General features: G+C 73.0%; 27 protein-coding genes. 13 read left to right on the top strand and 14 right to left on the bottom strand.

Going from position 1 to position 26,230, the window contains the following annotated elements; translation table 11 throughout:
- The first annotated feature begins 362 nt into the window (after window positions 1-362).
- Complete coding sequence (locus tag BOQ63_RS00335) at window positions 363-1,445, top strand: beta-ketoacyl-[acyl-carrier-protein] synthase family protein (protein ID WP_072652980.1); 1,083 nt, start codon at window positions 363-365, stop codon at window positions 1,443-1,445.
- Here BOQ63_RS00335 and BOQ63_RS00330 read toward each other — a convergent pair.
- The 3 genes from BOQ63_RS00330 to BOQ63_RS00320 are packed head-to-tail and all read right to left on the bottom strand — an operon-like array spanning window position 1,384 to window position 3,949.
- Entirely contained in the window at window positions 1,384-2,211 is an 828-nt protein-coding gene (locus tag BOQ63_RS00330; RefSeq protein ID WP_454131627.1) for a hypothetical protein, read from the bottom strand. The genes BOQ63_RS00335 and BOQ63_RS00330 overlap by 62 nt on opposite strands.
- The gene (locus BOQ63_RS00325) at window positions 2,208-3,659 is read right to left on the bottom strand and encodes a DnaB-like helicase N-terminal domain-containing protein (protein ID WP_072652978.1); all 1,452 of its coding nucleotides are present in this window, start codon (window positions 3,657-3,659) and stop codon (window positions 2,208-2,210) included. The genes BOQ63_RS00330 and BOQ63_RS00325 overlap by 4 nt, the downstream gene beginning before the upstream one ends.
- Window positions 3,656-3,949, bottom strand: a complete 294-nt coding sequence (locus BOQ63_RS00320) for a hypothetical protein (protein WP_072652977.1) — start codon at window positions 3,947-3,949, stop codon at window positions 3,656-3,658. The genes BOQ63_RS00325 and BOQ63_RS00320 overlap by 4 nt, the downstream gene beginning before the upstream one ends.
- 659 nt (window positions 3,950-4,608) lie before the next feature.
- Here BOQ63_RS00320 and BOQ63_RS00315 point away from each other — a divergent pair.
- Entirely contained in the window at window positions 4,609-6,081 is a 1,473-nt protein-coding gene (locus BOQ63_RS00315) for a hypothetical protein (protein ID WP_454131626.1), read from the top strand.
- Between the two features lie 43 nt (window positions 6,082-6,124).
- Here the strand turns inward: BOQ63_RS00315 and BOQ63_RS00310 are convergent, their stop codons facing one another.
- Window positions 6,125-6,382: a helix-turn-helix transcriptional regulator gene (locus tag BOQ63_RS00310; protein WP_072652974.1), complete on the bottom strand. Its 258-nt coding sequence runs from the start codon at window positions 6,380-6,382 to the stop codon at window positions 6,125-6,127.
- A 336-nt stretch (window positions 6,383-6,718) separates the two neighbouring features.
- Window positions 6,719-7,111, bottom strand: coding sequence for a hypothetical protein (locus BOQ63_RS00305; protein WP_072652973.1), 393 nt, complete (start codon window positions 7,109-7,111; stop codon window positions 6,719-6,721).
- Window positions 7,112-7,378: 267 nt separating this feature from the next.
- Here BOQ63_RS00305 and BOQ63_RS00300 point away from each other — a divergent pair, with 267 nt between their 5' ends.
- The 3 genes from BOQ63_RS00300 (at window position 7,379) to BOQ63_RS00290 (ending at window position 11,092) form a co-directional block, all read left to right on the top strand.
- Window positions 7,379-9,307, top strand: coding sequence for a helix-turn-helix domain-containing protein (locus BOQ63_RS00300; RefSeq protein WP_454131624.1), 1,929 nt, complete (start codon window positions 7,379-7,381; stop codon window positions 9,305-9,307).
- A gap of 241 nt (window positions 9,308-9,548) precedes the next feature.
- Window positions 9,549-10,100: a hypothetical protein gene (locus BOQ63_RS00295; RefSeq protein WP_072652970.1), complete on the top strand. Its 552-nt coding sequence runs from the start codon at window positions 9,549-9,551 to the stop codon at window positions 10,098-10,100.
- 257 nt (window positions 10,101-10,357) lie between these two features.
- Entirely contained in the window at window positions 10,358-11,092 is a 735-nt protein-coding gene (locus BOQ63_RS00290) for a hypothetical protein (protein WP_143174560.1), read from the top strand.
- Between the two features lie 138 nt (window positions 11,093-11,230).
- Here BOQ63_RS00290 and BOQ63_RS00285 read toward each other — a convergent pair whose 3' ends face one another.
- From BOQ63_RS00285 to BOQ63_RS00275, 3 genes are all read right to left on the bottom strand, one after another.
- Window positions 11,231-12,580 carry a tetratricopeptide repeat protein gene (locus tag BOQ63_RS00285; protein ID WP_454131645.1) on the bottom strand — a complete coding sequence of 450 codons (1,350 nt, stop codon included), beginning with the start codon at window positions 12,578-12,580 and terminating at the stop codon, window positions 11,231-11,233.
- 462 nt (window positions 12,581-13,042) lie between these two features.
- Window positions 13,043-14,254, bottom strand: a complete 1,212-nt coding sequence (locus BOQ63_RS00280) for a zeta toxin family protein (RefSeq protein WP_079183287.1) — start codon at window positions 14,252-14,254, stop codon at window positions 13,043-13,045.
- Window positions 14,251-14,568, bottom strand: a complete 318-nt coding sequence (locus BOQ63_RS00275; RefSeq protein WP_072652966.1) for a hypothetical protein — start codon at window positions 14,566-14,568, stop codon at window positions 14,251-14,253. The genes BOQ63_RS00280 and BOQ63_RS00275 overlap by 4 nt, the downstream gene beginning before the upstream one ends.
- Before the next feature lie 461 nt (window positions 14,569-15,029).
- On the opposite strand from BOQ63_RS00275, the gene BOQ63_RS00270 reads away from it, so the two are divergent.
- From BOQ63_RS00270 to BOQ63_RS00245, 6 genes are all read left to right on the top strand, one after another.
- Complete coding sequence (locus BOQ63_RS00270) at window positions 15,030-15,197, top strand: hypothetical protein (RefSeq protein ID WP_167395610.1); 168 nt, start codon at window positions 15,030-15,032, stop codon at window positions 15,195-15,197.
- Window positions 15,198-15,246: 49 nt separating this feature from the next.
- Window positions 15,247-15,783, top strand: a complete 537-nt coding sequence (locus tag BOQ63_RS00265) for a hypothetical protein (RefSeq protein WP_072652965.1) — start codon at window positions 15,247-15,249, stop codon at window positions 15,781-15,783.
- A 767-nt stretch (window positions 15,784-16,550) separates the two neighbouring features.
- The gene (locus BOQ63_RS00260; protein ID WP_143174559.1) at window positions 16,551-17,114 is read left to right on the top strand and encodes a hypothetical protein; all 564 of its coding nucleotides are present in this window, start codon (window positions 16,551-16,553) and stop codon (window positions 17,112-17,114) included.
- 314 nt (window positions 17,115-17,428) lie between these two features.
- On the top strand, window positions 17,429-18,061 hold the full coding sequence (locus BOQ63_RS00255; protein WP_072652963.1) for a hypothetical protein: 633 nt from the start codon (window positions 17,429-17,431) through the stop codon (window positions 18,059-18,061).
- Window positions 18,058-18,522, top strand: a complete 465-nt coding sequence (locus BOQ63_RS00250) for a hypothetical protein (protein WP_072652962.1) — start codon at window positions 18,058-18,060, stop codon at window positions 18,520-18,522. Before BOQ63_RS00255 ends, BOQ63_RS00250 begins: the two co-directional genes overlap by 4 nt.
- 465 nt (window positions 18,523-18,987) lie before the next feature.
- Entirely contained in the window at window positions 18,988-19,734 is a 747-nt protein-coding gene (locus BOQ63_RS00245; protein WP_454131619.1) for a type IV toxin-antitoxin system AbiEi family antitoxin domain-containing protein, read from the top strand.
- Window positions 19,735-20,521: 787 nt separating this feature from the next.
- Here the strand turns inward: BOQ63_RS00245 and BOQ63_RS00240 are convergent.
- The 5 genes from BOQ63_RS00240 to BOQ63_RS00220 are packed head-to-tail and all read right to left on the bottom strand — an operon-like array spanning window position 20,522 to window position 22,904.
- Complete coding sequence (locus tag BOQ63_RS00240; protein ID WP_072652960.1) at window positions 20,522-21,121, bottom strand: hypothetical protein; 600 nt, start codon at window positions 21,119-21,121, stop codon at window positions 20,522-20,524.
- Window positions 21,118-21,810, bottom strand: a complete 693-nt coding sequence (locus tag BOQ63_RS00235; RefSeq protein WP_072652959.1) for a DUF6286 domain-containing protein — start codon at window positions 21,808-21,810, stop codon at window positions 21,118-21,120. Before BOQ63_RS00235 ends, BOQ63_RS00240 begins: the two co-directional genes overlap by 4 nt.
- Before the next feature lie 25 nt (window positions 21,811-21,835).
- Window positions 21,836-22,213, bottom strand: a complete 378-nt coding sequence (locus BOQ63_RS00230) for an Asp23/Gls24 family envelope stress response protein (RefSeq protein ID WP_143174557.1) — start codon at window positions 22,211-22,213, stop codon at window positions 21,836-21,838.
- A complete protein-coding gene (locus tag BOQ63_RS00225; RefSeq protein WP_072652958.1) occupies window positions 22,210-22,389 on the bottom strand; it encodes a hypothetical protein in 180 nt (59 codons plus the stop codon). The genes BOQ63_RS00230 and BOQ63_RS00225 overlap by 4 nt, the downstream gene beginning before the upstream one ends.
- A 47-nt stretch (window positions 22,390-22,436) precedes the next feature.
- Entirely contained in the window at window positions 22,437-22,904 is a 468-nt protein-coding gene (locus tag BOQ63_RS00220) for an Asp23/Gls24 family envelope stress response protein (protein ID WP_072653778.1), read from the bottom strand.
- Between the two features lie 197 nt (window positions 22,905-23,101).
- On the opposite strand from BOQ63_RS00220, the gene BOQ63_RS00215 reads away from it, so the two are divergent.
- Entirely contained in the window at window positions 23,102-23,752 is a 651-nt protein-coding gene (locus BOQ63_RS00215) for an RNA polymerase sigma factor (RefSeq protein ID WP_454131616.1), read from the top strand.
- A complete protein-coding gene (locus BOQ63_RS00210) occupies window positions 23,743-24,318 on the top strand; it encodes an anti-sigma factor (RefSeq protein WP_454131614.1) in 576 nt (191 codons plus the stop codon). Before BOQ63_RS00215 ends, BOQ63_RS00210 begins: the two co-directional genes overlap by 10 nt.
- 479 nt (window positions 24,319-24,797) lie before the next feature.
- Here the strand turns inward: BOQ63_RS00210 and BOQ63_RS00205 are convergent, their stop codons facing one another.
- On the bottom strand, window positions 24,798-26,216 hold the full coding sequence (locus tag BOQ63_RS00205) for an ISL3 family transposase (protein ID WP_072652956.1): 1,419 nt from the start codon (window positions 26,214-26,216) through the stop codon (window positions 24,798-24,800).
- Between the last annotated feature and the right edge of the window lie 14 nt (window positions 26,217-26,230).

Here is a 26,230-nt window from a genome sequence, read left to right as displayed (position 1 = left end):
ACGCGCGCCCACCACCCGGCGCCGCGGCGACCCCGTGCGGCCGACCGGAACCCTGCCCCGGCGCTGTGTCCGCGCCCACCCGGCGCCGGCCCGTCGGCCCCGCGCCCTCCCGGGGCCTTTCGACGGCTGCCCGAACCGGCCGGACGTACCAGCCCTCGGCCAGGCTGCGCTCCAGCGGCGCCTAGACGCCGCTTCTCCCGCTAAGCCCCCCGCACCACCCGTGCCTGCTGTTCCGACCGGAAACAGCAGGCACGTTCTTCCACGCGCCCTCTTCCTGCCCCGCCGCAGGAAGCGGGCCCCGCCAGCCGGGTACGCGGCCCCCGCCGCGTATCGCCGGCCATTCCCCGAAGGACACACACCCCGTGACCGCCGCCCCAGCCGCCTACATCACACGCCCCGCCCTCGTGCGCGGCCCTCACGTCGTGCCGGCCTCCCACATACGCGACGACATCCTCGCCCAGGACCCCGACAACCCCGACGCGGACAAGATCAGGAGGGCGACGGCCAACCTGCCCGGTACCCGCCGCTACTTCCACGACTACACTTCCGTCACCGCCGAGCGCACCGCAGCCGAACGCAAACGCCACGTCCTGGACACGCTCCTGCCCGCGGCCGAGGAAGCCGTCCGCCAGGCCCTCGAAGCCGCCGGCCTGGAACCCGAGCAGGTCGACTGCCTCATCGTCACCAGCGCCACCGGCGACATGCTGCCCGGTTTGCACCAGCACCTGCTGAACACCCTCGGCCTGCGCCCCGACACACGGCTGCGGGCCACGGCCCAAGCCGCCTGCATGGGCGGCGCCCTGGTGCTGATCACCGCGGAGGAGTACCTGGCCCGCCACCCCGACCACAACGTCGTCGTGGTGGCCGCCGAGCACCTGTCCTCCATCCACCAGCGCAGCAGGACGTCCCTGGACGACCAGATCTTCAAAGCGCTGTGGGGTGACGCCGTGGCCGCGGCCGTCGTCGCCACCCGCCCGCTGGGCCGCGAGGCGTGTCTGCGCATCGACCACAGCAAGGAGATCACGCTGCCCGGCACCCTGCACCGCTACCAGAAGGAGACCGACCACCTGGGCGACCACTTCGCGAGCACCCGCGACTCCCTGCGCTCCGTCAGCGACCTGACCCCTGCGCTGCGCAAGTGGCTCGACGATGTCGCCGCCGGGGGACTGGACTTCGGGGTCCTGCACCCCGGCGGGCCGCAGATCCTCGCCAAACTCGGCCGGGCGCTGGGCGTCGACGAGGCGTTCACCGCCCACTCCGCCGACGTCCTGGCTCAAGAGGGCAACCTCGGCGGCGCAACGATCTTCTCCGTCCTCGACCGCACCTACGCCACCGCGCCCGCCGACGGCGCCCGCGGACTGGTTTTCGGCCTGGGCCCCGGCGTCACCCTCGCAGCGCTCCTGGTGACCTGGACCCAGCCGAACGCGGCGCCAGCGCAGGCGTGACGAGCGGCGCGGCAGCCCGCCCCACCGGGCACCGCGCCCCTTCGGGCCCCGCCATCCGGTGCTGCGGCTCCCGCACCAGCACCGCCGCCCCGGGAAACGCCGGCCGAAAGCCCGCCCGCCCGTACGAGCGGGCCAGCTGCGGCGTGGCGGGCACCGCCGCCAGCCCTACCCGCTGTTCGTCGGCCCAGGCCAGCACCGCGAATACCAGCTCCCGGGTGGCCTGACCGTCTCGCCCGCCCGCCAGGCACGCCACCTCCGCCCACGCCCCGTCCCGCCGAAGGTGGCGCAGCACACGGCGCAACTGCGCGCCCGCGGGCGCCGCCCGCGCCAGGAAGGCCAGCTGCCACACCAGCAGGCCCGCGCCCGTCTCCAGGCCCGCCAGCGCGCCCGCCGGCGCCGAGCCGCCGCCCGCGCCGGCGGCACCGGCCAGCGCCCCCGCCCCCACGAGCGGCAGCAGCGCCACCCACAGTCCCAGCACGGCCGCCGGTAGCGCCACCGCGCCCCGCAGCACGCGGCGCCCCCACGCCCCGTCCTGACGCACAGTCACCGTGGCCGGGCCCACGGCCAGGACCATTCCCGAGACCTGCTGCAGGACGGCCTGCACCAGCCAGAAGGGGACGAACAGGCGCCACAGCCAGCACGGGCGCGCCCCGGGCGGGGCGAAGGCGTTCGCGAGGACGGCGGCGAGCACGGGAAGGTCGCGCCAGCGGGCCCGCAGCCGAGCGGGGACCGCGGCCGCCGTGTGCCCAGCGGATGTGCGTGTCACCGGGCCCACACCACCGGGCCCGTGCTCTGCTGCGCCAGTGCGAGCCGGGCGGCCTGGGCACTGGCGTGCTGCAGGTGCCCGCGGGCGGTGCCGATGACCATCCCGGGAGCAGCGGTGGGGTCGCTGGCGGCTTGGGAGATGGCGGTGGTGGCCGAGCGCACGTGGTGCACGATGGTGGCCTCCACCAGTTGCTTGGCGCCCGAGCGGGCCAGTCCCGGCTCGCCCCGCCGGTAGATGGACCACACCGTGTCGGCGTCCATCCCCTGCGGGTCCGCACTGCGCCGGTGGGCGTCCCAGACGACCAGCACCGGATCGATCGCGCCGCCGGAGTCGACGGCCCGCACGATCGCCGTGTACAACTCGGCCCGGCCCGGCTGGTTGAAGTCCTGCGCGCGCAGCCACGTGCGCACGCCCTCCACCTGGCCCGGGTCGCGCAACAGCGAGCCGAGTACGGCGTCCTCGGTGAAGGCAAACTCGCTGGTGCGCGGCCGCGCAGCGGGCGGCAGACTGGCGCCGGCCCCCTCGGGGCGGCCCATCGCCTGCTCCCACCGGTCCTCCAACCGCTGCAGCAGCGCGAGGGTCTCATTGATCCGGGTAGAGGCGGCCAGCGCACCGGGATGGTCGAGCGCACGCTCGACCATGTCGCCGCTCGCGGCGACCAGACGCTGGATGCTGGACTGCAGGACCCGCTGTCCGAGCTGCGCGGCCCGCTCCGGGTGCGGGACCCGGTGCACGCCGGTCATGTCGCGGATCTGGTGGGCCACCACAGGCCACAACTCCTGCGGCGTCCCCCAGCCCTCCACCGCCGCCTTGTGCTGCAGCTGCTGGTACAGCATCTTCGCCAGGACCTGCGTCCGCTCCTCGGGGCGGCGGATCGTCACCGCCGGGTGCGAGGCCAGGCTCTCCTCCACCAGCACCCGGTACATCTGCCCGTAGGCAGGGTCGATGAAGTCGGTGGACTTCAGCCAGCCCCTCAGACGCTGCGCCTCCTCGGGACGGGCCAGCACCGCCGCCAGCACCGCCCGCTCCGCCAGCTCCCCGCCTACACCGACCGTGCGCTCCAGGCTGGCCTGGGCCACCACACGCCCGTAGGCGGCGGCGTTGGCGGCGTCGGGCACGTTACGGGGCAGGGGCAGATCGGCGACATAGGCGGCGACCTCCTGCCATGCCTGGGTCGACATCGGCCAACCCTGCACGGTGGCGGTGTGGTAGAGCTGCTCGAGGACCGCGCGCTGCAGTGCCGCGCTGCGCAGGTGGGCCGGCTGAGAGAGGATGTCGGCGCGGGCGTAGAGGCCGTGGTCGGTCAGCGCCCGATAGATCTCCTGGTCCCAGAAGCTGTCGAAGTCCTCCGCCCGGATCCAGTCGCGTACCTCCAGGGCCCGGCGCGGGTCCTTGAGGATCGCCCCCAGCAGCGCCGCTTCCGCGTACGCCGACGCCGGGGCGCTCACACCGAGTCCGCGGTGTGAGCGGCCTGCGCGGCCAGGGCCCAGCGGCGGGCGTCCTCGTCCAGGACCGCGCCCGCCGCCTCGTTCAGCGGTTCCCAGCAGTCCTTGCCCGCGCGCCACCACCGGTCGAGGTAGCGCACCGGGGCGCCGGTGAACTCGCCCAGCGCGGTGGCCTGGCCCTCGTCGAGAAGGGCGCGCATCTCCTCCAGTCCCACCGGCTGGGAGCGCAGCCGGTCGGTGCGGGCGGCGGCGAAGTCCGCCAGCGAGGAGAGCTGATGGTCGGTCAGTGCCATGTGCGGGCCTCCCGGGTCGGCGGCACGGGATCGACAGCGCCGCCCGGCACCGCCGGGCGGAGGCCGTCGAAGTACCTGGGCCCATCAAAAGCACGGGGCCGCCGGACCCTCGGGCCGCGCGGGGCGCTGATCCCGCCTGCCGGGATCCGGTGCCGCCGTCTCCCGGGGGCCGGGAGGCGCGGGGCGCGGCGCGGCGCGGCGCCAAAGCGCCGGGTGCACTGTTGGACGCGATCCGGCCCGCCCTGGACCGGTCCCCCTTCCGGGGCGGCGGCCCCCCAGTGCCGGCCGCCCCGGGATCCAGACACAGTGCGACGGGAAGGCACGGGCGTGAACCGGGACGACGTCGGTGACGAGGAGTGGGACGCGGTGCTGGGACGGCAGACGCAGGAGGGCGCGGCCGACGACGAGGACGGCTACGAGCACCGGCACGCACGGGGCTGAACCTGTACCGGGGCCGGGACGGCGAGGTCGAACGATGGGGGCAGGAGCGCGGTGAGGTATCCGGTGGAGCAGGCCATGGCCCACGCCGCGCCGCTGCGCCGGCCTGCCATGTCCGGCGGGGTGCGGTGCTGATGCCCGGGCCCGGCGGCACGAGCGCGTCACCGGATCCGCGGTGGCGCCGCGCTCGGCAAGGCCCTGGCCGGGCACCGTGGCTGCTCGTGCCCGAGAGCGAGCGTCAGCTCGGCTCCGATCAGCTCGGCGCACCCCTGCGGGATGCCGAACAAGGCGGCGCCGACGCCGGGGCCTCCTGGCAGTGCGGCAGCACGCTCTACACCCTCATCCGCCACCGTGAGAGCGCCCACCTGTACGCCGTGCGCTCCTCGGGCAGCCTCACCGCCCTCGCGCTGGGCGTCCCCACCGACCGGGCCGAGGCGGCCTGGCGGCTGCTCACCTGCGCCCAGGCCCCGCAGGAACCCCTGGCCCAGCTCGCCCTCGAGGACCTGGTGGCCGCCGGTTTGGCCCAGCGCGGCGCGCTGGACGAGCTCGACGCGATGGAACGCGCCCGCTACCGGGACGGCCGGGCGTTCGTGGACTTCGCACGTGCCAGCGGCGTCCTGCCCGAGGCCGAGGCCGAGCGCCTCACACGGGACGCGGAGCCCGACCCGGTGCGCCTGGACGCCGTGGAGCGGGAGATGGCCGGCCACGCGGACGACCTGCTCGCCCGCTGGGCCCACGGCCCCTGGTTCGGCCTCCTGTCCGCCCGCATGACGCGCCTGGCCCAGCCCCGCCCGGACCGTGAGGGGCTGGAGCAGTGGTGGGACCCGCCGCAGGAACCCTCTGGCGGACGGGACGGCGGCGCCCACGCGTGCTCAGGGCGGTGCGAGAACCTCGAATGGCGTGGTGAGCGCCCGCACGCCCACCGCGGTACCGCTGAGCTGCACGCCCAGCTGGCCGCGGCCGAGCGCAGCGCGGTGCGCGCCGCCGGGCGGCTTGCCGCGGTCCGGGCCCTCGAGGCCCGGGCGCTGCGGCACGAAGCGCTCCACGAGGACGGGCCGGCCTCGGCGCGGCTGCGCGCACGCGCAGCGCACGTGGCCCAGGCGGCTGCCGCGATGGCCGCCGCCGTGCGGGTACAGCGCGGCCGAAAACGGGACCTCGGGCGCAGGCGCGAGCATCTGACGCACGCGCGGCAGCTGGCCCGCCGCACGGGCCGGCCCGCCTGGTGGTGGTGGCTGCGGCTGCGTTCGGCGCGGGCGGGCCGGGCCGCCTGCCGGGCCAGGCAGCGCGTCCACCTGGGAGAGGCCGGGCGGGCGTGGGAACGCAGCGAGTGCGCCGCGGGCCGGGTGCGCGCCCTCATGGCCGGCGCCCGGGCCCGGGCACCGTGGTCGGCGGATCCGCTGGGCGACTGGGAGCGGCTCCTGGAGGACCTGCCGCGCCTGCGGGAGGAGGCAGTGGCCGCCGATCTGCTGGCCGTGGCCGGGCGCGTGAGACGCCTGGAGCGGGAGGCCCAGGCGTGGCAGAGCCTGACCGCCTGGTCCTGGTGGTGGTGGCACGGAGTGGACCACGAGCTGGCGATCCGCCACCACAGCGGCACCAGGCCCGCGGTGGCGCCGCCGCCGGTGGACCTGCCCCTGCCGGACGCGATCCTGGACCTGTACCGGCGCATAGAGTTCCGGCCGGGGGCGGGAGCCTAGCGTGCGGCGGTGCCACCGCCCCGCAGCTGTGCTGCGGGGGCGCTCAGGCGGAGGGCAGGGCTTCGAGCAGGTCGCGCATGCGCTCCTGCTCGTCCTGGCTCATCCGCAGCACCTCGGCCACCCGGGTCAGCAGGACGGGGTTGGGGTTGCGCACCCGCCCGCGTTCGAGCGCGCCGTAATGGCGACCCGAAACCCCCACCGTGACCGCCACCTGCTCCTGGGAGGCACCGATGCGGTCGCGGCACGCCACCATGAGATCGCGGAGCGTATCGGGCGCCGGCGACGCGGTGATGACGGACATGGCGGGGCCTCCCTCGTAAGCTGCGGGACCGCCCGGGCCGCGGCCGGGACGTCGCCGCCCGGCCACCAGCCGCGCGTCCTACGCGCCGGGCGGTGCACTCTGAACGAAATCAGAGATCGCCGGATGGCGGTATTGCACGAGCGCACCACGGACACCGCGCAAAGCTCACCCGGCGCACACCGGCGCACACCGCACCCGCCGGCGCGCACCGGGCGCGCGGCCCGCGAAGAGGCCGCAGCGCCCCGGTACAGCCGTCCGCCCCCGGGGATGGGGCCCGGACCGGGCGGGGCGCCAGCCCGGGCCCGCGGCCCGCCGGGGCGAGCACCGCAACCCCGCCTACGAAACCTCGAGGAACCGTTCGAGCGCCGCGACCCTGTCGGGCGGCATGTCGGCCAGCCGCAGTGCGATCCGGCGCACGTCCGGGCGGTCCAGCGCAGTCTTGATCTCCCGGTACTGCGCCGGGTCGTCCCCAGCGCAGTCGGGGAAGAAGAAGTCCGGGGTGACCCCGCCCCAGCGGGCCAGGAGTGCGAGCGTCTCCATGGTCGGGTTGACGGTCAGCCCGGTGCGCAGCCGATACAGGGTGTTCTCGTTCATCCTCCCGCCGGTACTGGCGATGGCGGTGGCCACCTCGGCGTCGGAGGCCGGCCGGCCCCCGGCGGGAGAGTTGGCCCGGCGAAGGCTCTCGATCCGCTGGGCCAGGGTGGTCCCAGGGGTGTCCTCACTGTTCACGGCTGCGCCCCCTTCGACGATCGCCTGCCATCCGGTGGAGCTTTGGTGGAAGTCGCAGCAGCCGGCGCTGCCTGTCCGCGGGGCCGTCTACCGTATGGCCAACGTTCAACCGTATGGTCAACGTTCAACCAGTTTTCTATGATCACAGCCCGCAGTTCTCTGAATCCGTTCAGACTTCTGGCCGGGTGGGCTAGCCGTCCAACCGGCCGGGTACTGCGCAGGCAGTGCCCCGGCCAACGGGGCATCCGTACCCCGGGGGAGGTCAGGTTGCCCACGCTGCGATTCGCGACCAGTGTGCCTTACGTCAGGCTGGCCTTTGTAGAGGAAGCCGCGGCCACAGACGCTGATCAGCCACTCGAAGGCGTCCACGCCCTGGCCCTGGGCGACGAGGTGGACGACACCGGCACCCGCCACCGGTTGGTGGTGATCCAGGACCAAGATCCACGGCTGGGGGAGCGCGCGCAGCTGAACCGGCTGATGACCGCCCTCAGGCGCTCAGGCGCTGCGGGCGTGGCCGTCGCCCTGCCGCCGGGCGCCCTGCCGCCGCCCTCCGTGCGCGCCGCGGCGCGACAGCACGGGGTGCCGCTGCTGTCCATCAGCGACGACCCCGCCCACTGGCTGACGCTCCACAACACGCTCACCGCACAGAACCACGATCGCGCGATGCGCACCGCCGAACTCCACCAGCGGCTCCTCGAACAGGCCCACCACCTCGGCCGGCCAGACGGAACCCAGCGCATGGTCGCCTGGCTCGCCTCCTTCACTGATGCGTACGTCGCCGTCCTTGGAGCCGCCGGCCCGGCCACGGCCTGCGGCCCTGCGCCGGCCCCGGACGTGCTGGCGCCCGCCCGGGAGACGATCGAGGACCTCGCCCGCACCGGCCGTGGAGCCGCCGCCGTGGACGCCGACGGTCTCCAGATCCGCCTCTTCGCGATCGGCCCCCGCACCGCTGGCGATCCCGGCCCCTCCCACGTGCTGGCCGTCGCCGCCCCCGCCCACGCCTTCACGCCCGAGACCAACACCGCCACCGCGCGCATCCTCGACCTGCTGGCCCTGCAGGCCAGTATCGAAGCCGCCGCCATCGAACGGCGCCGCCTCAGACGCGGGGAGGCAGGCGTACGCCAGGCCGTCCTGCAACTGCTGATGACAGGCCATGTGACCGATGCTCAGCGCACCGTCGAAGGTCTGTCCCCAGGAGTCCTCGACACCGACGAGTGCCGCGTCTTCATCCTCAGGACCCGGCACGCCGACCGCACCGCCGTCATCCAGGACTGCCAGGACGCCGTCGCCGGAAGCGCGCTCGTCAGCGCCTGCCCCGCCTTCCCCGACCAGGTGATCGTCGTCGTCCCGCACGGCGGCACGGAACAACAGGTCGTCGACGGCCTCACCGCCGTCACCCGCAAGGCCCCCAACCGCTACCTCGGCGGCAGCGCCACCCGCCAGCTGGCCGAGACCGACGAGGCCTACATCGACGCCAGCCGTGCCCTGATCGTCGCCGAGCGCGTCGCCGAGCGCGTCCACCTCTACGCGGCCGAGGTCCAGCTCTCCCACATCCTCGACGCCCGGGCCGACGCGTGGGCCCGCGCCTACCTCGCACCGCTGCTGAACCTGCCGGGCAAACGCCGCGAACCCCTCCTGGCGACCCTGCCCGTCGGTCTCCACTTCACCCCCGCCGCAGCCGCCAGGATCCTGGGAAGCACCCACCGCAACACGGTTGCCCGCCGGCTCAAGGAAGCGGGCGAGGTCCTCGGCATCGACCTGCAGGACATCCGCCAGCGCTCCGCGCTCGCTCTGGCCCTCGAACTGCGAACCCGCGCCGAGCGCCTGCCCGAGGAACCCGCCGAGCCCGCAGCACTCGAGGAGATCCTGCGCGCCGACGAAGTGCGCCGGTGGGCCGACCGGTTCCTCCAGCCGCTGCGCACCGACCGCCGGCCGCTGACCACCACGCTGAAGGCCTGGGTCAGGGCCAACAGTGCGATCGAGGCCACCGCCGAGGCTCTGGGCGTCAACCCGGCCACGGTCCGCTCGCACCTGCGGGCCGCCGAGCGCCTGCTGCAGCGCCGCCTGGTCACGGGCACCTCACTCGACCTCGACGCCGTGCCCGACACGGACGCGGAGGCCGTGTCCGGGGTGGTCGGCGCGCACGACGTCGTCCTGGCACTGTCGATCCCCAGCGGAGCGGATGGCCGGATCTGATCGTCCCATGCCAGCACGGGGGCGGGTCCAGCCGTTCCGGCACGCACGGCTGCCGCACAGACGCCCACCGTAGCGCCGTGGTGCGCTCATGCATGCCACCGCGGCCGCGATGGTGCGCTCGTTCAGTTCCCGTGGTCCTCATGACCGGCTTACGGTCTCTAAACCGCACGTCACAGGGCACGTGCGGAACCGGGGGGACACCATGAGACCTGATTCCGTCACCGTCATAGGCACCGGATCCGTGGCACGAAGCGTCGCCGACCGTCTGGCCGACGCCGGCTTTACGACCAGCGCACCGCCCGCCGGCGCCCAGCCGCCGGCCACCGGCACCCACGTGCTCGTGACCGCGTTCGCCGCCGCGGAACCGAGCCCGGCCATCTACGACGAGACCCGCCGCGTCATCGCCGCGATGGCACCGGGAGGCTGGTGGCTCGACATGACCCACTATCCGCGCACCGGTGACGAACCCTGGGGGCTGCTGCAGGACCTCGCCCGCGTCAGACGCATCCGGGTCCCCGTCCTCGACGTGCGCGGAGTCCTGGTCGCCAGCCCCCCCACCGTCCTGGACCTGCGCAGCCGGGAGGTGTGCGACGCCATCCTGGCCATTGCCGACCTCGTCCTGCCCACGCAGCGCCCTGAGATCCCCATCGCCTCCCTCGAGCTCGGCCTGGCCGAGCCGCCGTCGCGCCCCCATCACCTGCAGTCGCTGCCAGCCCCCGCGCGCCGCACCCGCCCGCCGGCAGCGGCCGGTCAGGCCTGCAGCAAGAAGCGGCCGGGCCTGCGCCTGGCATGAGCGGCGGCGGCCCGCTGCGCAGGAGGGGAACGCAGCCGGGCCGCCCCACCGCCACCCCCAGTCCACCGCACCACCCGCGCGGGCACCGGTCACAGCCGCACCCCGGCCCGGGGCGCGACCAGAGGACGACCCGGGCAGCCCCCGGCCGTTCAAGGCCCGCCGAACCGAAGGGCACGCCCCGAGTGAGCTTCATCCGGTTTCAGGACCCATCCGGCTGCGCGACCTTGCCCGGTCACCCGCGCCTCCACCTTCTCGGCTTGGTCCACGAATCGGTCGCCGACACCCTCGCCCGCGGCCGGGTTCCCGGCCACATCGGCACCCGCCTGTACGGGCTGCTGCCCGGCACAAGCCGCCTTCGGCAACAGCCCGCCCCCGACCCGTCCGGGCGGGGCATCGGCGGCTGGCTCACGGACTACACCCGCGAGCTGCACAGCGGCTCCGGCCGCCCGGTGCTCGAGTACCGCGGGCGGCTGCTGTCCACGTGGCCTCTCCTGTTGAACAGCGCGATCGCACGCGGCGGCGACCCGGTACGCCTGGCCGCCCGCCTCCACGGCCAGTGCGAGATCAACTGCTGGGTGGACGGTGCCCACCGCTCCTGGCTGGCCGGCATCGTGGAGGTGGGACTGCTCACCGAGGCCTACCCGCCGGGGGTCGGCTGGGAGAACGTCGCCGCGTTCCTGCGCCAGCGCGACGACCACCCCGTCGTCGTCTCCTACAACCGCGAGTTCCCCCACTTCTGGGACTGCGGCTACGCCGAGGACCCGGACCAGGACCCGGACCGTGCGGTGCAGGCCTGGCGGGTGCTGTCGCCTCAGCAGCGCTGGGAAGCCGGGACGCGCGCACTGAGCACGCGGGCAGCTGAGGTCCTGGAGATCAGCCCCGCTCGTTGGACTTCCTACCGGTTCGGGCACGGGCTGTGCGTCGGCGATCTCCTCGCCTCCGACTGGGAGCAGCGCCTGGACCGCGCGCTCGGCCTCCAGTCCGCACACTGACCGCCGGCCGCCGGCCACCGCCGACCCGGTCTCCGTACCGCACACCGGGTGACTCGTCCGCACTCGCCTCGTCGACGGCCCTCCACGAGGGATGATCCGGGGGCCCCGACGCCGACACTTTTATACCGGCGGTTCGCATCACAGATCGCGCCACAGGCCGACCAGGACCTCGAGCCCGGGCAGCGGCGGCCGCGCAAACTGCTCGTACAGCACGGGGTCGAACCGGTCCGATCCGTCCCGGACCGCCAGGGCCTGTTCCAGGCATCGCCGGGCCCGCTCGCTCTCGCCTAGCGCGGCGAGGGCGAGCGCCCGTGTCTCGCCCGTCCCGCAGGGGTGGGAGTAGACGTCCGGGGCCGCGGCGCGGCCGGTCATCGCGACAGCGGCTGCAAAGTGGCGGCGCGCCAGCGCCGGCTCGCGGGCACGCTCCAGCGCACCGAGCAGGAGCAGCGGGTGCGCGGCACTTCGCGTCCTTCCCAGCAGGCGCACCGCCAGGCGCAGTTCCTGGTAGGCCTGCGGGCTGCGCCCCGACGCGAGGTGGATCCAGCCCGACAGCCCGTGAGCCTGACCGTCGGCGGGGTCCTCGCGCAGCAGGCACGCGAGGTGGGCCTCGGCCTCCCGCAGCCGGCCGGCCCGCACCAGCAGCCAGGCCAGGTTCCACCGGCAGATGCGGACCCCGGGGCCCAGGACCACGGCTCGGCGCAGCGCCTGCTCGGCGCCGTACAGGCGCCCGCGTCCGATGAGGGCCCAGCCCAAGGCGTTGAGCGTCCACGGTGTCGCGCTCGCCGCGGCCGCCCGCTCGGCGGTCCTGGCCGCCTCCCGCCACTGCTGCACCTCGCCGAGTGCAGAGCACAGCACTACGGCGGTTCGGTCCCAGCCGGGGGCGAGCTCGTGTGCGTGCGCGGCCGCCTGTCGAGCGCCGGCGTAGTCCCCGGTGTCCAGCAGCACCTCGGCCAGGACCGTGTGCCCCCAGGCCGAGTCCGGCCACACCGCCACCGCGGCCCGGGCGTGCACCACGGCCGCGGCCGTTCCCCGGCGCTGCGCCTGCAGCACCTCGGCCAGGACAAGCCGGCCGAGCGCACTGCCCACGTCACGGGCCACCGCCGCCCGGCCCGCGGCCCCGGCCTCCTCCAGCCGTCCCTGCCGCAGCAGCACATAACCGAGCTCGGCCCGCGCGAGGGCGCACCACGGGCGCAGCTCGACCGCCCGGACCAGCTGCTCGTGCGCCTGAGCCCAACAGGACAGCGACACGAGCGCGCGGCCCAGGTCCAGACGGATGTCCCCGTCGGTGGGCGCGAGTTCGCACGCCTCGGCCAGGACAGTAGCCGCCTCCTGCCAGCACTGCGCCCCGATCAGCTCGCAGCCCAGCTCCCACCGAACCCCGGCGTCGTACGGCCAGGCGTGCACCAGGCCCTGCAGGTTGGCGATCCGCAGCTCGCGATCATCTTGCGTACCCGGATCGGGCCACTGCTCGTCGCCGCCGGACATCACGTTCGCCAAGGCCGCCTCACCCGGGTCGCGGCAACCGCTGAACCGGGTGCCCGGTAGTCAGTTCCCATGGCGAGACCGTCGGTGTGCAAGGCGCCTGCCCGGTGGTTCCCGCTGGGCGGGAACGGAAGCCGCGATGGCGGTGCGGCCGTCCGCGAGACGGATTCGCCCGGGCAGCCAGCGCGGACGGCTTCCGCGCCGGATGGGCGAGGCGATCTCGGCCGCCGGGGTCGTCGGCGCCCGGAGGCAGCCGCGCCCGCTCCCGCCCCTCACCGACCCGCTGCGCCCGGCGGAGTCAGGGCGGCCCGCCGATAGGACGGTGAGCCCACCCGGCTCCGGGAGGTAGTCTCCTCGGCCTGGTCCGCGCCTCGTTTCGCACGCCCTCACCCACGCTGTGGTGCGTGGCCACCGAGGTGCGCCCCCTGTGGCCGCGTGCGGGAGGTGCGAGAGTCGGCCCCGTGCCGGTCACGTGAGCGGGCCGGAGCCGCGGTGTGGCCTGGCCTGGGGGCGCTGGCTCTGGGCCTGCGGACGGGTTTCCGGTACTGGGCGTGCGGGATGCTGCGCAGTGCTGGGAAGCGGCGGGGTGATGCGGGCGATCGCTCCCGCCAGCGAGGTGGTCCAGTTCCCGGCGCGGCCGGCCGCGAGTTCGTCGATGGCGTGCTGGACCGTCAGGGTGAGATGCCGTACGGCGGCGACATCGGCGCCGGGGAACGGCGCGGGCGGGTGGGCGAGGACGGCGGCGACCGGTGCGGTGGCGGGGCGGTCGTCGATGTGCGGTGCGGACTGCAGGACGGTGTGGGCCAAGTCGTAGAGAAGCACCGGTTCAAGGGGATTCTCGCTGTCGTGGGCGAGCTCGGCCGCGATGGCGGTGAACTGCCCGCTCTCCTGTGCGGTCCAGGGCCGGGTGGCTTCGTGCTGGTAGGCCAGCACAGCCCCGCCCGGCTGCTGCCAGGCCCGGGTGATCCGCCCGTTCTCCTCACCGGTTCGTACGGCAGCGCTGTGGTGGAGCAGGTGACCGCTGCGGTCGTAGACGTTGACCACGTCGCAGAGCGCGTGGTCCTCGATCACGGCAAGGTTCTGGGGCACCCTGGCCAGGATCCTGGCCCTCGAGTCCGGCGGCACCGCGCGTCCCACGCCCAGTTCACGCCGCTCCTGCTGGCATCGGTAGAGCGCGGCGATACCGCTGGTGGCCTGTGCGACCGCGATGAACGCGGCCTCGCTGCGGTAGACGCCACTGGCGTCGAACGGGGCGAGGACGTCGCGGACGGTGTCGGGCCGCAGCTCGCCCTCCCGCAGGATGTCGAAGCCGCTCGCCGTCCCGTACTCGACGGCCATGGTGAAGAACCGGGAGGCGTCCACGCCCGTGTAGCGGCTGTAGCTCACGCCGTGAGCGGCGCGGATCTCCTCGAACCGCGGATGGGCGTTGTGGAAGGCATCCACGTCCAGTCCGAGCCCAGCCCCCCGGCCGGCCGCCTCCAGCCGGGCCTGGATCCGGTTCTGCGTGTAGGTCTTGCCGGCCCCCGGGCCACCCTCGACGACGAACACCAGCGGGTCCGCCTGGCGGCGGGGACCGGCCAGCTTGACGGGCACCACCCAGTCCTCGAACCGTTTGCGGGCCTGTTCGGGAGTAAGGACGTAGTCATCGTGGAGACTGCTGCCCGGGATCTGAGGGCTCATCGAGTGACCTCACGAGCCCGCAGTACCGGTGTGTACTGGGCGATCACTCGGTCCGCCTCGACGGCGACCTGCTCGTCGCTGCCCGCCCGCAGCGCCCGCCGTTCGGTCTGCAGCGTGATCCGGAACTGTGCGAGGCTCTCACTGACTTGCACGTCCGGGCTGGTCCCGCTCTGCACCGCGTCGAGGTCGCGTTCCGTCAGTCGTTCGAGCTCATCCAGAATGCCCAGCGCGACCTCTACCCGGATCGAGTCCTTCAGCCGCCAATCACCCAGGTCTCCGTCGCCGAGAAACGACGACTCACCGCCACCGGTCATAAAGCAATCCCCTTTCCCTGGTGGGCACTTGACATCCTAGTCGCCGGCCTCCCCGATCCCACGGACAAGCGCCAGAAGGCCTGGAGTGGGCCCGGACACCGCTGTGGCACCGCGACCGGCGCAACTACTAAGAACCGCAAGACGGCCGCCGCCGAGCCGGGTCCGCCTCTGGCCACCCAGCCGCTCTGCTGTGCCTGAACACGTGATGAGCGGGCGCCAGTGGTGATCAGGGTCGTCGAACCACACTGCGGTCGACGCCGCCCACGAGTTCCCGTTCCCTTCCCCGGCATACCCCCGCGTTACCAAGACGGTGAAGAGGTCCATGCGGGCTACCGAGCCGTCTGGGGCGTGAGCCCGGCGCAGCGGCCAACCGATGTGCGGCTTTGGTCGCTTTGGTCGCTGCGGCCACCCGGACCGCTACTACGGCCTCGGCGACGGCCTGGTCCACCTCATCCGGACGAGTGTCTCCGGCGTTCAGGCCCCACGACGACCTCGGCAACTGGACCGCCCTCGTTGGCGGCCGCCCTGTCGCGGGCGCCGTAGACGCCGACCTGCTGCCGTCCGCGGACCTCGCCGGCGCCCTCACGTCGCTGCGCCTGGCCGTCGCCCAGAATCCCGGCGCGCGGTAGGCGGGCGCGGGTGCGTGCACTGGCGCGGCCACGCGGCGAGGCTGGGTGCGTGAGCATCATGAGCGGGGACCCGGTGAGTTCTGAGCAGGTGTACGCGGCGCTGGTGGCCTTGAGGAGGGAACCGATTCTCGACCCGGATCTGTGGCCGGACGGCCCTCGGCAGGACGACCTGCGCAGGCTGCTGGGAGTCCTACTGGCCGTGGTGGAGCTGGAGATCACCGCCACCACCCGGCTGGGAAGCGACCAGGACACCGATGTCGCCGAAGTGCTGCTGGGGTGGAGCGACCAGGTGGGATCGACTCCTGGTCTGTTCGCCAACGTGCTGGCCAACCGTCTGCAGCGCACCGCGGTCCAGCTGATGGGACTGGACGAGGACGAAGAAGGAGGAGAGACGTCGCCGGGCCGGATGGCGTCGTCCATGGCCGTGGTCGCCGCGGCGGACACCCTGGACGCCGATCTGAACTTCGAATCCGGTGACATCGATGGTGTCCGGCAGGCCCTGGGGCGGGCGGAGGCGTCCGTGATCGAGGTCCAGCAGAGCATGCACGACCTGCGGGTGGCCATCGGCGACGCGCAAGAGGAGTGAAACCGCTCACGGACAAGCCGGGAGGACAAGGCCGTTGACGGCGGGGCCCGGCGGAACGCAGCCTCGATGCCCGCCCTGCGGAGCCGGTCCACTACTGATCGGGGACACCCCCGGGTGACTCCGCCGGGAGCAACCCCGGCGGCAGGCGGCCGCAGGCTCGCACAGACTGGTACAGGCCGGTCCGCGTCCGAACCCCCGAGCGGGCAGCGGACCGGTGCTCCGCATCCGCGCGCCGCTTCCCGGACCCGTCGACGGCCTTGCTCGCCGGCCGTTTGTGCGCTGCCGCATGGCATGTTCGCGGCCGAAATCGCGCAGGTCAAAGGCCTGGTGTCGGGTGATCGGCGGGTCTAGCATTCCCGGCACGGCGGCCCCACCACAGCGCCCACCGGGCCGTCGAGCAGAGCAGCCGCGCCTCCCGCAGGCGCTGCTGGCCTCCCACCGGCCGGGCCCGCGCGGAACGCACCCCCTCGTTCCCGGGCCCGGCCGCCTGCGCCACAACTCTGGACGGCTTCGGCGTCGCATCCCGGTACGCGCCGAGTGGACTTGTTCCTTCGGCGACGGGCGCGGCGCCCAGTGCCACCGCCGTGATGTCGCCGACCGCTCGGGAGGCCGCCGACCGGGCCCTGCGCACCACCGTGTAGCGGTCGGCCGGGTCCTTCAGGGCGGGATTGGCCTGTGGGTGGGTGATGTTCCGTGGTTTTCGGGCGGGCCGGGGTGTCGGTGTGCGATACCGGGAGCTTGGGAGTGGTTGGGCGGCAGAGGTGGCGGTGGATTCGATGCGGGTGGGCGAGGCGCGGGAGTGGATCGGTGAGGCGGTGGTGGGGGCGGTGCGCGCGGGCTTCGCCCGTGACCACGAGATGATGGGCTACGCGGAGCGTCCGGCGCCGGAGCCGGCGTTCAAGGCGGGGCGGGAGCGGGCCGGGCACGACTCCTCACGCGTGCCCGAAGTACCGAAGGCCTTGGTGGAGTCGTGGACCACCGACGACACACCGGGCATGTTCTTCACGTACAAAGCCGAGTACGGCGGGCCGCCTCTCATCCAGCTGTCGGTCCGCCGTACGTGGGCGCGCCAAGTGGCCGCTGCGGGCTGGGCGGTGCTCGGCGGCTGCGCGGTCCTGGATGTTCTGGACTGGGACGAGAGTGTCAGCCCGCGTCGCCCGGCCCGGGTGCGGGCCGCGCTGGTCTGGGCCGACTACGACGCGGGCATGCACGGCTGGCGGGCCCACGCGGACAACCGCGACCTGCGCGTCGCCTGGGGCCCGCAGGGCCAGGCCACACTCGTCATGCCGTGGAAAGAGCCTTCGGCCGGCCACGAGGTCGAAACCGGGTAGGTCCATGTGTCACGCCCGCACCTGGTTAGCCCCCCTTCACCGGCTGCGCGCCGGCACTCCGGATAGCGGGCGTGACCTGTTCGCCCTGGCCGGGGCCGGCCTTGGTAACGGCTGCCGGCTGGTACGCACGGCCGGCGACGTGTGTACGGCAGCGCCGGGTCGTGCTTTTCCCGCGCGGGGTCCTGCGCCGGGGTCTCCTTGACGGCCTTGGCCGCACTGGCCCTGTGACGCCGACGAGTGTCGAGTCCTCAGCTGACGTCACCCTGTCGCCCTGTCAACGGGCCGCGCCCATAGACCGGGTGGACACTCGACGTGTGCCTGCCGACCTGCTGACCGCAGACGAGTGCGCCCTCGTTGAGGCCGTCGCGGCCCTGACCACCGGGGCGGTCTGCCCGGCTGCCCACGTCGTGCTCGCCCAGGGACGCCTGTTCACTCCCGCGCCCTGGCCGCGCTCCGGCGCCCCGCGACGCGGCGCGCCCGGACGCTGTCACCGCAACGCACTTCGCCTCGCCCGGCTCCTGCCGGGCGCCTACGTGGAGGGATATGCGCTCACCACCGAGGGGACGGTGCGGGCGCACGCGTGGTGCGCGACCGGCGATGGCACTGTGCTGGATCCCGCGTGGTCCGAGGGGGCGTCCCGGGCCTACCTGGGGGTGCCCATGGCCCCGGAATTCGTCCTCGCCTTCCAACAGCGCACCCTCACCAAGACAAGGTTCCTCGGGGTCCTCGACGAGGACGTGCAGGCCCGTGACGCCGGGCGCATCTTCCAGGCCGGCGTGCCGCTCTACGCGATGCGCGATGTCGGCCGGATCCCGCCGGATCTGTTCCAGAGACCGCCGCCGACTGACCGGCCGGAAGTGAGTAGCCGTACTCATGCGGCAGGCGGGCCGCGTCGGCGAGGCTCTACCCATCCTCACCACGCACTTCGCCCCAAGGAACCGCGATGACCGCAGCGCACGTCCCCCTGGCCCGTCTGCGATTGCCCGTCCGGTTGATGCGGGCCGGGGCCTGTCTCTGGGTCTTCGCGCCCCTCTACGCCCTGGCCGTGCGGCCCTCCGTCGAGCCGCCCCGGGACCAGTGGGGATACGTCGATGCGGAGACGTCCCAGCTGAACGACCTCGTTGCGGGGTTCACCAGCTTCTTGATCGTCGTCGTGGCAGCGGCGGCTGTCTGGGCCTGGGCGTACACCGCCGTCCGGCTGGAGCAGGGATCTCGCAGGGCGCCGTCGCTTGCCTGCGTCACCGCGCTGACCACCGGTCTGCTCGCCGTCTCAGGCGCCCGCAAGATCTTCCATGGCCTGAACAACGCCCTGGCCCTCGGTGTCCTGACCCCCCTGCTGCTGGTGAGCGCGGCCGCCGTGGCGGTCACGCTCAGGACCTGGTCGCGCCCCCTACCGGCCACCAAATGATCACCCCATCGGCAACCGGCCGCCGCCGCGCCGCGCTGACGTGGGTGTGGCTGTTCGGCCGGGGGGCGGGCGTGATCTGCTCGCCGACGAAACCGGCTGATGCGCACGGCCGGTGACGTGCATGCGCAGCGCGGGGTCGTACTTCTCCAGCGCGGGGTGCCGAGCAGCCGGGCGCGAGGGCGGCGGGCAGAAGGAAGCCGGGAGTACCGGTCGAGAGAGGGCGCGAAGGTGTCGGGCCGCGCGGTCGAACGGGCCGGTTCCTGAGTCTGTGTCCCGAACGTTGCCACGGAGGCAGCCTGAGCTGCGCGTCAGCTGGGGGCCCTGCCCATCGGCCAGTGTGTCCCGGGCGTAGGTGTCGGTGCAGGCTGGGCGGATCGGCGCGGCTTCTTGTTGGCGGACGCGGTGGCGGGGTAGAGATCGCACAGTCCCTGCGGCAGATCGCAGGGGCGGAGGAGACGAGGAACCGTGGCAGAGAGCCGTTTCAGTGAGACCATCGCCCAGCTGGAGGCGGAACTTCCCGGCATCGAGGCCCGGCGCCGGCGCCTGGAAGACGAGCTGACCGCCGCTGTGGCGCGGGAGAACGCCGTCCGCGGCGCCATCGAGAGCTTGCGGGCCCTGACCGAACTGGTGGCCTCGCAGGACATGACGCCGGTGGGCGGTGTGCAGGCGGAGGCGGACGCCATCGTCGGGGTTCGGCCGCAGCAGCTCGCGGCCGAAATCGAGGAGGCGCTGGAGCGAGGCGGGGAGCCGGCCGAAGAGGGCACCTTGGGCACGGACACGGTCACGAAGACGGCGAAGAAGGCCGCTGGGAAGAAGGCGGCCCCTGCGAAGAAGACCGCAGCGAAGAAAGCGACACCCGCGAAGAAGGCCGCAGGGAAGAAGGCGGCCCCCGCGAAGAAGACCGCAGCGAAGAAGACCGCCGCAGCCAAGGGGGCCGGGCCCGTGCGCACCGGCGCCGAGCCGCCCACCGCAAAGCGCGGAACGGCTGCACCCGCGCCCGGGCGGCGAACGACCGGTGCCACCGCCGACAGCGTGCTGGCCGTGCTGGCCGGCGCACAGGGACCGCTGCGCGCCCGGGAGGTGACCGCCCGGCTGGGGATCGAGGAGTCGGCGGACAACGTGAACGCGGTCCGCACCGCGCTGGAGCGTCTGACCAAGGCCGGCCGGGCGCAGCGCCCGGGCCGCGGTCTGTACGTGAAACTGGACGGCTGACCCGCCGGGGCCTGTTCGCGTCCCTGCCCTCGCCTCACCGCCAGCCGGTCGAGTGGCATCGCCGGGTGCGGCACCCGGATCACCGTGTCGTCGCCGTCCCTGTCTGAGATGCCGGAAGGCCGCCACCTGCGGGTGGCGGCCTCCTGTGCCTTCTCGGGGCCTCGGCAGCCTACCGCCGCCCCCGGACATCGCCCGGGGGCGGCGGGCCCGCGACCGGCCGGGCTCGGGCGGCCGGCGCCGAGGTCCCATGCCACCGCCTGGGCGTGCGAGCCCGGCCATCGCGAGGACGTCTTCGAGCACGGATGACCCGGACCGTCTCCTTCCCCGGTCACCGCTGACCTCCCCGCATCGCGCGGCCGACGCGATACGGGGGCGTGTCGTGGCCCGCATGACCGTTCCCGGCGGGGGCACGCTGTCGTCCATGACGACACCTCGACCCCGTCGCAGCCGGCGCCTCTCCCGTGCCAAGGCCCTGGGAGCGCCACTGGGCACGCTGGACACGCAGCGCCCACCCGCCGTCCCCGCACCTCCCCGCCTGCCCGCACCGGCGGCCCAGCGGCCCGCACCGGCGACACCGGCAGCGCAGAGGCCCGCAACGGACGCGCCCGCCTTCACCCCGGGGCGCTGAAGCCCTGTCGCTCGCCCGGGTGCTGATCATCTCCCCGCTGATCAGCGGGTCGCGAGGCTCCAGGGCTCGTTAGTGGCTGTTGTCGTTCCGACACCAGTACGGCTGTCGCGGCGCCGACGGCGACCCGATTCTTCGCTGATTCTTGGTCTCGGCTGTCTTTCAGTCGAGGTGGCGCGTGGGGTGGTGGGCTATCCGCAGGTGAGTGCGGACGGGTAGGCCGCCCAGGGATGTCTGCAGACGGGTCAGGGGGCCGTCGTGTACGGCCTGCAGGGTGGCGGCGGGCGGGGCGGCGGGGTCGAGGGTGAGGTGCAGGGACAGCTCTGGGCGGGTGGCGGTTCCGGTGATGCGGGCGTGTGCGTGGTCGATGCCGGGCAGGCGGGCGGTGTCGGTGGCTACGGCTTGGGCGAGGGCGTGGGTGTGGAGGCTGATGGGCGGTTGGGAGGAGGCGGGGTCGAGGGTCAGGGTGCGGGGCTGGTGGCGGCGCAGCTGGGCCAGCAGCCATAGCAGGGCGAGGAGGGCGATGATGGTGAGGGTGGTGATGAGGGTCGGCCACCACCAGCTGTCCGTGGTGTAGCGGGTGCGGTCGGGGGCGGGCAGGAGGACGTCGGTGGGTGCGGTGAGGGGCCAGTACTCGGGTGGTGTGAGGTGCCAGCGCCGGTACAGATCCAGACCTCCCATGAGGGTGAGGAGGCCGCCGGCCAGCAGGATCAGGCCGGTGAGCGCCAGGAGAGTGCGGTTCGTCGCGGTGAGCGCTTTCATCTCCGCGGCCTTCGTGCTGGGATTTTAGGGGACATGTGCACGCTGACTTTGACGCGTGGGGTCCGGGCGAGCCCGAGGTCGGCGCAGGCCGCTGTCAGGGCGTGTGTCAGGTCATCGTGGACTTCGCGTGGGTCGCGGTAGCGGGCGCTCGCGCGGGCGTTGATGCGCCGGGAGTTGACCAGGATGCGGGCACGAGTGACGCCGGGCACGTGGCAGGCGGCGTCGCGGAGGGCGGTTTGTGCGCTGCTGCGCTGAAGGACGGCACGGGCGGGGACGTCGTTGGCGGGAGTGTGCATTGGCAGCAGTCGGCTGGTGCCGGGAGTGAGAGCGAGCAGGAGCAGCAGGAGGCCGAGGAGTGCGGCGACGGTGGCCCCGAGCACCACCCAGACGTCGTCGATGGGGCGGGTGGCGAGTTCGTGGGCGAGGCTGATGCGCCAGGTGGCAGCATGGTGGCCGGCGCGGACCGTGCAGAGGTCGTAGAGGAGCAGGCTCGTGCCGGCGGCGATGAGGGCGGCCGCGACGGCGGCTGGCCAGCGCCGCGCGGAGCGTTCGCGATGCGGGCGCCGCCTTCCTTCCGCCCGGGTGGAAGGGTTCGGGGCGGTGGCGCCGGCAGAGAGGTCTCCGGCGGGCGAAGTGGCCGTGGAGTCGCCGGGGCGCGCAGGCGTGGTAGGCGGAGGGTCCGGTGTCATCTGATGGTCCTCCTTCGCTCTCAGGTCAGCGGACTCGGTTCGGTGAGTTCGCCACATGGAGATGGCGGACGCTCAGGGATACCTCGCCAATGAGGAGGCCGGTGAGGCGACCGACTTGGTCGGTGACGTGGTGCTGGACGGTGCGGGCGGTGGCGAGGATGTCGAGCGGGTACGGCAGGTCGATCGTCAGTTCCAGGCGGGCGGTACCGGCCCGGACGGTGGCCTGCGCGCTGGGAGCCGAGGCGGCGGCGGTTTTCTCGGCGAGGCCGGCCAGCGCTTGGTGGGCGGCATGCGCGGCGAGCCGGGCCACCACCCGGTCGGGGATGACGGTGGCGCCGCGGTGCGGTGCGTCTGGCCGTGGTGGTGTTGCCGGGTGCCGCTGGGGCGGGAGGGGGTGGCTCATCTTCGGTTCCGGGGACGGAATATCTCTGCGATCGCGGTGTCGCTGTCTGCTATCAGCCCGATGGCCAGGCCGACGGCACCTAGTACGGCCGTCAGGAGGAATGCCCAGAAGCCTCCGAAGAAGCCGGCGAATCCCAATGCGATGCCTGCCAGCAGGCCCACCTTCGCAGCGCTCATGCTTTCTCACCGTTCTCTTTCGCTCGCGCCTGACAGGTGCGGGGATGTCACTGGACGCGGCTCTCGCTTCGGGAGTCCTCGTCGTCCTCGGGCAGATGCACGTCGTCGACTGTCACGTTGACCTCTACGACTTCCAGGCTGGTCATCTGCTCCACGGCGTCGATCACGCTGACGCGTATCTCCCCGGCCAGGTCGGCGATGGACGGCCCGTACTCGACCACGACATCCAGGTCAATGGCGGCTTGGCGCTCGCCCACCTCCACTTTCACGCCCTGGGTGACATCAGGCCTGCCACCGGGCACACGCTCGCGCACGGCGCCCAGCGTGCGGGCCATCCCTTTGCCCAAGGCATGGACGCCGGAGACCTGGCGGGCCGCAATGCCCGCGATCTTCGCGACCACCCCGTCCGAAATGATCGTTTTGCCGCGCGACTCGGCTGGCCTTCCACTGTCACGGGCCGGCGCGAACGTCGGTGCCCCCTGATCCGGGCTGCCCCCCGGTGTGCTCTCGGTCATGATGCTCGACCTCTTCTCTGCGGGGGACCCGTGCGGGCCCCGCGAAGACTTGGACACCAGCGGCCGTAAGGTCCTCACGCTCGACTGGGAGAACAAGACCACCGGGCCGGACAGGCGCACGCTGGAAGGTAGGCGAACGGATAGGAGGTCGACTCACCAAGCGGGCCCTCCCGGACAGGTCGCGAAGGGGACGCGGGATGACCTTCCCAACCAGCCTGCGGCGCCCGCGGAGCATTTCTCCGCCGGGAACCGACACCCCAGCAACCACGTCCGCACGCTCTTCGCACCGTGCGGCGCTCAGCGCCCCCGTTCTGCCGGACGACGTCCTGGCAATACGGTCGGCCGAAGGCGACGAGGACGCCTTCGCGCTCCTGGTCAAACGCCACACACCCGCCCTGCTCGCCCTCGCCTACCACCTGATGGGGAGCCTCCCGGACGCCGAGGAAGCCGTGCAGGACGCCTTCACCAGCGCCTGGCAATGCCTCCCCTCCTTCCGTCACCAGGCGTCCTTCCACACCTGGATCTACCGCATCACCGTCAACTGCTGCCTCAACGCCAAGCGCCGCCACCGCTCCGCCCTCCCCCTGCACACCGTGCCCGAACCCACCGACCCCGACCCCGTCTGCGCCCCCAGCGCCGCCGCCGAAACCGCCGCCCTGGCCCGCGCCCTCCTCACCGCTCTCGGCCGCCTGCCCGATCACCAGCGCACCTGCTGGGTGCTCTACGAACTGCACGGCCTGTCCTACCGCGACATCTGCCACATCACCGGGGTCCCGGAACCGACCGTCCGCGGCCGCCTCTTCCGCGCCCGCCGGTCCCTTCAGGAGGCGATGGCCCCATGGCGCTGAACCACCTCCCCGCCCACCCTCCCCGCCACACGCCACCGCGCTGGCCAGGCGACAGCCTCCTGCCCTGCGGACACCTGCTGAGCCACGCCTGGGACGACCAGACCACCGCCGCCGCGTGCCCCTCCTGCCGCCAAGCCCGCCAGGGCCTGGCGGAAACCAACCGCGCCGTCCACGCCCTCACCGCGACGCCCCCAAGCCCCCCAGCCGGACTCATGCCCCGCGTCCTGGCCGCCGTCCGCGCCCACCCCCACCCCGGCCGCCTTCTGCCACTTCCCACGATCAGGCCCACCCACATCACCGAAGCGAACGCAGCCAAAGCACTACGCCACGCCGTCGACACCACCTGCGAGGCACTCGCCGCCAGCTGCCGCCTCACACCTCTGTCCGGAGGCGAAGTGGCCATCACCATGACGCTTCTGGCCACCTACGACCGCCCCTTGCCCGAACAGGCCGACACCGTTCGCCGCACCATCCTCACCACCGCCCACCGTGATCTCGGCCTCTGTGTGCGCGCCGTCGACCTGTGCATCACCGACCTCGTACCCGGCACCGACTCCGTGACCTGAGCGAGAGGGCAGGAGGGCACCCGCACCGCGACGTCCAGGGGCCACGCCAGCAGGGACGCACGGATCGAGGGGAGCGCTGAGATCGACGACGTCGGCGTGTTCACCGTCGCGGCCCGGGACAGCCTCGCCCGGCCGATTTTGGCGTGTGGGCGAGCTGGACATGGACCAGGTCCCCGTCTTCCGACATGTCGCGCATCGCATGGTGGCGGCCCGGCCGGCGCCTCCGATGCTGGCGCTGGATCTCCACGATGTGACGTTCGTCGACTCGTCTGGTCCGAATGTCGGCGTCGGTTGAACCGTGGTTCTGGATCACTTTCCGTGCCAGAGCCACGGAGCGTCACCAGAACCGAGATCATGAACGGTCGTGGCTCACGCTCTCCTCCAGAACCTCTGGTTCCACCACACCGACAACGTCGCGCTCAACACCATCACCATCCACCACCAGCACGTGACCATCCACGCCGCAACCACCGGCGACGTCATGCCGCGTGGAGGACGCGAAGGCGGAGCAGGTCGAAGTTGGCGCGGCCGAACATCTGCCGCTTCAGCATTTTGATCTTGTTGTTGTGGCCCTCGACTGCGCCGGAGCTGTAACGGAGGCTGAGGCCGGCGATGACGGCGTCGAGGTCCTGGCCGAGGCCGGTGACGAAGGTGTGCAGAGCGGGCAGGTCGTCGGCCTGGACGGCCACGATCCACTTGTCCAATTGCCGGCCTTCGCGGTTGTTCATCAGCTCGGCGAACGCGCGGACGTGGTGGGCGGTTCGGTCGAGTGCCGGGCACCGGGCCAGGATCGCCTTGAGCTGCTGGGCCTGGCCCTCGGTGAGGCGGTCGGGGCGGCGGGTGAGCCAGCTGGTCACGTCCCGCACCGATGGTGCCTTGCGGGGTGGGACGTGCGGGAGGCTCTCGCGGAGCTTGGCCGCGTAGACCTTCACGACGTTCTCGCCGCCGGGGTATCCGCGCTCGCGTACTTCCTCGAACAGCCGGTGGGCGACGGTGCAGCCTTCGGCCCATCGCTGGTGCAGGTATGGCTTGTAGGGATCGAGGATGCTGGCGCGGCCGGTCCACCGCCCGACCAGGAGCTCGTCCGCGCACGCCGCATGCGCGTAGCGGCGGACAGTGTTCCGCGCCAGCCCGAGCTGGCGGGTGATCACCCGCAGTGCGATGCCCTGGTCAAGCAGGGCGTGGACGGCCGCGTGCTGTTCGCGGACCCGGTCGGACAGCCGGCCGGTGGTCCGCGGTTCCATCGGCGATGCCGCTTCGAGGTCCAGGTTCTCCATGACCGCGGCGGCCGTGGCGGTGGTGTTGTCGCTCGGCTCACGCAGCAGGGCTCGGTGCTGGACGACGGTCTTCTCGACAGCCTCGGCCAGGTTCGACCAGATGTGCCAGCGATCTGCGACATGGACCGCCTCCGGGGCACCGAGGCGACCGGCCTCGGCGAAGGCGGGAGACCGGTCCCTGCAGATCACCTCGACACCGGGATGCTCGGCGAGCCACCGGGCCACCGTCGACGTCGTGCGGTCCGGCAGCAGGTCGACGGGCTTGCGCGTCTCGATGTCGATCAGGATGGTGCCGTAGTTGGGCCCTTTGCGCAGGGCGAACTCGTCGATGCCCAGCACTCGCGGCGTCGCCGCTGCCCGCTCGGGCAGGGCACGTATCAGCCGCAGCAGCGTCGAGCGGCTCACCGGAACGGCGAGCGTGTCCGCGAGGCGCGATCCGGCTCGCCCAGCCAGCATCAATGCCAGGCGCTGCAACGCGGCGTGCAGTCCCTGGGTTCGCCGTCCGTGGCGGAACGTCAGCCCGGCTGCCTGCTCGACGAACGCGGCCCTCGGGCACGACGGTTCGCGACACCGGAACCGGCGGACGAAATTACTTAAAAGGCAAGGACTCGGACGAGCCAACCTCGACTTCCTCC

The sequence above is a fragment of the Streptomyces viridifaciens genome, assembly GCF_001888885.2.
Taxonomy (GTDB): domain Bacteria; phylum Actinomycetota; class Actinomycetes; order Streptomycetales; family Streptomycetaceae; genus Kitasatospora; species Kitasatospora aureofaciens.
The sequence above is the reverse complement of the archived record's forward strand: the minus strand, read 5'-3'. Positions and strand labels throughout refer to the sequence as shown.